Here is a 3,937-nt window from a genome sequence, read left to right on the forward strand (position 1 = left end):
TGGCATTAGAATTAAAGCTAATAAATATTAATAAGAGAAAATAAATTGTGCGATTCATAGACATCCTTGTTTGTTAAAGAAGAGCTAAAAGTACAGCTAACGCTTTGCTAATGGGCAAAATACCGTTTGCTATAATTGGCGAGGCACGAGCCGAGCAAACTGTATTTTGTCCTGTTAAGCAACTTGTTATGTGTAAAACCAAGTACAAAACTTAGTCTGAACAATAACGAAGCTACCCTTAATTAAAATTATCCTTGAGCCATTTAAGCCCAAACGAGAATGAAATAATAGCTTTACCACAAAACTTGTTTTGTAATTGCGTAAAGCTTATTAGTGGTGGCAACCAAACTTACAATGGCGAAACACACCACTTAATTTTTAATATTTCTTTTTCTTTAGTTACAAACACATAACGCCCCGCTAAGGGGAAATTTATAGTTTGCTAAAATGTTGAGCGGAGCGAAAACAGCAAACTGTAAATTTTCCCTCTTGAGCGACTTGTTAGGGTTGTTTTACAGCTAAACCTCTAGCAAAAATTAAATATAAAAACATACCTCCAGTTATTAAACCAAAGTATGAAAAATAATTGAAATAGTAAGGGATTTGAAAGTTTAGCAACGACACCAGAAAAAGATAAAATTTAGTTGAAGTAAACGTGCTAACAAACAATACCATTACAAATGAAATACGGACAAATATACTAGTTAGATTTAAGCTTTTTAATCGTGCAATGATTGATGGTGCTAAAAACGTAGCTCCAATTAGATCAATAATCACACTCATAGTTAGGTAACTTGTTAGTGATTTAAAATTACCAAACTGAATTAACATGTATTTAATAAAGGATAAAATCACACAAACAATAATAATTCGAAATAAAAACTGCTTTCTATTTATCGGCTCCATTTCGATTACAACCCTAACGCCTAAATAACAGGCTTAAAATTGTTGGCTAAAATAAGCGACGAAGGAGCAAAAGCCAACTGTTTTAAGTCCTTGTTTATTTTCTTGTTATGTTTACTCATCACCGTAGCACTTTATGTCAGATGGATTTGATTTAACGTAGAAACATGGAATAAATGATTCTTTATTTAAATCCGCACCATCTTTAGGTACTTGGAATTGGCGCTTAGCTAATTTAGCTTCCACTTTTTTAACATAGTTAGAAGGTGGCTGAAAATTAACATCGGTATTTTTTATTGGGTTAGTTGCTTTTGAAAAGCGTAGATTTGATAATTTACCGTCTTTATCTACTTTAACTGCAAATATAACTCCGTAAATATTTACGTTATCCCCGCTCGAATTATTGGTACTTTGACAACCGAATAATGACACCAATATCGATAATATAAATAGCTTTTTAAACATACGCCGAATTTCCTTGTAAACATAACGCTTTGCTAATGGGCAAAATACCGTTTGCTATAATTGGCGAGGTACGAGCCGAGCAAACTGTATTTTGTCCTATTAAGCAACTTGTTATGTGTAAAACCAAGTTTAAAACTTAGTCTGGACAATAACGAAGCTACCCTTAATTAAAATTATCCTTGAGCCATTTAAGCCCAAATGCGAATGAAATAATAGCTTTACCACAAAACTTGTTTTGTAATTGCGTAAAGCTTATTAGTGGTGGCAACCAAACTTACAATGGCGAAACACACCACTTAACTTTTCAATGTTTCTTTTTCTTTAGTTACAAACACATAACGCCCTTGTTAACATGCAAGGGGAGCTTGGGACAAGCTGTACGGTGTCATGTTGAACAGCTTGTTATATGCTCTTTTAATAAGAGCTAATTTTTAATTTATTTAGGAGAATCCTTATGGATATTACTGACTGGTTTGACTTGATAGCTGTTATTGTTACAGTTAGCTTGGGTATCACCTGTTTTGTTATTGGTTAGTGCGTAAACTGAAACAATTAATGCAAAAGTACTTATAGTAATAGGAATATAGCTTTTCCAATAATACCTATGAAAATATAGTAATGGTTTTAGTGATTTTAAACCATACCTATAACCTGCTTCTGTAAGATAATATTTATCACCAACCTGTGTTAAGTAGTTACAGTTAATAAGAGTGTTGTATATTACAGACACTATCTGATTTTCAGAGTAAACCTCAAATTCTTTATTTGTATTTTTAGTTTCTTCAATAATACATTTACAAAAAGGGTGCTTTTGCTTAGTGAAAGAATAACTACTAATTTCGAAAGGGTGTCTTTTAGTGGTGAATCTATTGACAAACAATTTCAGAGCTTTATTTATTATAACTACACTTGGATTGGTTAGGTAGTTATCGTTAGGGTTCATAGTACATCCTTGTAGGTTAATGGGTTTGCTTAATTTTTAAAAGTGTGAAGCTCCTTTTGAATGAGAATCATTTCTCTATACTAGAGGAGCATATAACGCCACATTAAGCGGCTTAAAACAGTTTGCTAAAATAGTGAGGCACGAACGGAAGCAAACTGTTTTTAGTCCGACTTTAATGCCTTGTTATATATTTTTTTAAGTTTAACTAAGTTAACCAGTTAAACCATTATTTGCAATATGAACTGCATCACCCACCGCCACGTACTCCAATGTTAGAAAAGAAAGCAACATAACGAGCGGTGCTATGCGAATGGGCATTGCAAAACCCAAACAAAACAGCAGAAGTAAAAGCCCTATTTGCATTTAACAAATGCCAAAAGAATTTACAGCGAATGTTTATTAAAACACAAAACCACGAAGCTATTTTACCTACAATTCGTGGCGGTATATAACGCCCCATTCAGGGGCTTTTAATTGTTGGCTATAATAACGAGCGAAGCGAAGGAAGCCAACTGTTAAAAGTCCTTTGCAATGGCTTGTTATGTGTGTTTACGTAAAATAAAACGTTATACCAAGCATAAGGATACACATACCCATTACCCCATAAAAATGATAGAGATCTATTCCTGTTTCCAATGTTGATAGGCCAGGGCTATTAGGGTTATACCTGACCTCCACACTAGACCCTACTCTATATTTTTTCGTAAAAGATTTAGAGTATTCTTTATTACCTGCACTTTGATTTAATGAAAAGTCTATACGCTCTGATTCGTAATCCATTTGATCAACTGTATATTTATACCTAACGGTTGGTATATAACCATTACGAGAGCTTGGATTTACATAATAGTCACTTTCGGAAGTTATAATTTTCCCTTTTACTATTGGCCATCCAATACTAGACATTGCCAATCTATAACGTTTTACACCAATATAGAGGCAGAATAGGAATATTGCCCTAAGACCCCAAAGGATTATAACTAGAATAATATTCTCAAACATTCTCAATGTGACCCGACACACATAACGCCTCGTTAAGAGGCAATAAAATAGTTGGCTAAAATAAGCGACGAAGGAGCAAAAGCCAACTGTTTTTTGTCCTTTTAAACGACTTGTTAGCTGTACTATTCTTCTCGCTGTAGCTCGAAAAATAATGAACCTGGCGCACCAAACTTAATTGTATTTTTATTTATAAACGTAGCCATCATTGCAGCAACTTCTTTACCCTTTTCGTCAAGTAACTCGATGCCATATGAATTTTTTAATTTTACATATTTAACGCTAACCGTTTGAGCATTGTCTTTTAAATCTGGTGATGTTGCTTGGGTCATAGAATTGTCTTGAAATAGGATAACAAAGTAATTTTCGCCTTTTTTCATTGACCATTTTCCAAGTAATTCATTGGCATTAGAATTAAAGCTAATAAATATTAATAAGAGAAAATAAATTGTGCGATTCATAGACATCCTTGTTTGTTAAAGAAGAGCTAAAAGTACAGCTAACGCCACATTAAGCGGCTTAAAACAGTTTGCTAAAATAGTGAGGCACGAACGGAAGCAAACTGTTTTTAGTCCGACTTTAATGCCTTGTTATATATTTTTTATGTTTAACTAAGTTAACCAGTTA

The 3,937-nt window shown here is 33.5% G+C and carries 4 protein-coding genes; all 4 read right to left on the reverse strand.

The window, feature by feature from the left end; all coding sequences use genetic code 11:
• Window positions 1-1,017 precede the first annotated feature (1,017 nt).
• Window positions 1,018-1,368 carry a hypothetical protein gene (locus tag ACSLUO_RS17605; RefSeq protein ID WP_054200823.1) on the reverse strand — a complete coding sequence of 117 codons (351 nt, stop codon included), beginning with the start codon at window positions 1,366-1,368 and terminating at the stop codon, window positions 1,018-1,020.
• A 436-nt stretch (window positions 1,369-1,804) separates the two neighbouring features.
• Complete coding sequence (locus ACSLUO_RS17610) at window positions 1,805-2,311, reverse strand: hypothetical protein (protein WP_448250572.1); 507 nt, start codon at window positions 2,309-2,311, stop codon at window positions 1,805-1,807.
• 549 nt (window positions 2,312-2,860) lie between these two features.
• Window positions 2,861-3,217 (reverse strand): DUF3592 domain-containing protein, encoded by a 357-nt coding sequence (locus ACSLUO_RS17615; protein WP_448250574.1) that lies wholly within the window; start codon window positions 3,215-3,217, stop codon window positions 2,861-2,863.
• Between the two features lie 218 nt (window positions 3,218-3,435).
• Entirely contained in the window at window positions 3,436-3,771 is a 336-nt protein-coding gene (locus ACSLUO_RS17620) for a hypothetical protein (RefSeq protein ID WP_448250575.1), read from the reverse strand.
• Between the last annotated feature and the right edge of the window lie 166 nt (window positions 3,772-3,937).

Source organism: Thalassotalea agariperforans (assembly GCF_053470345.1).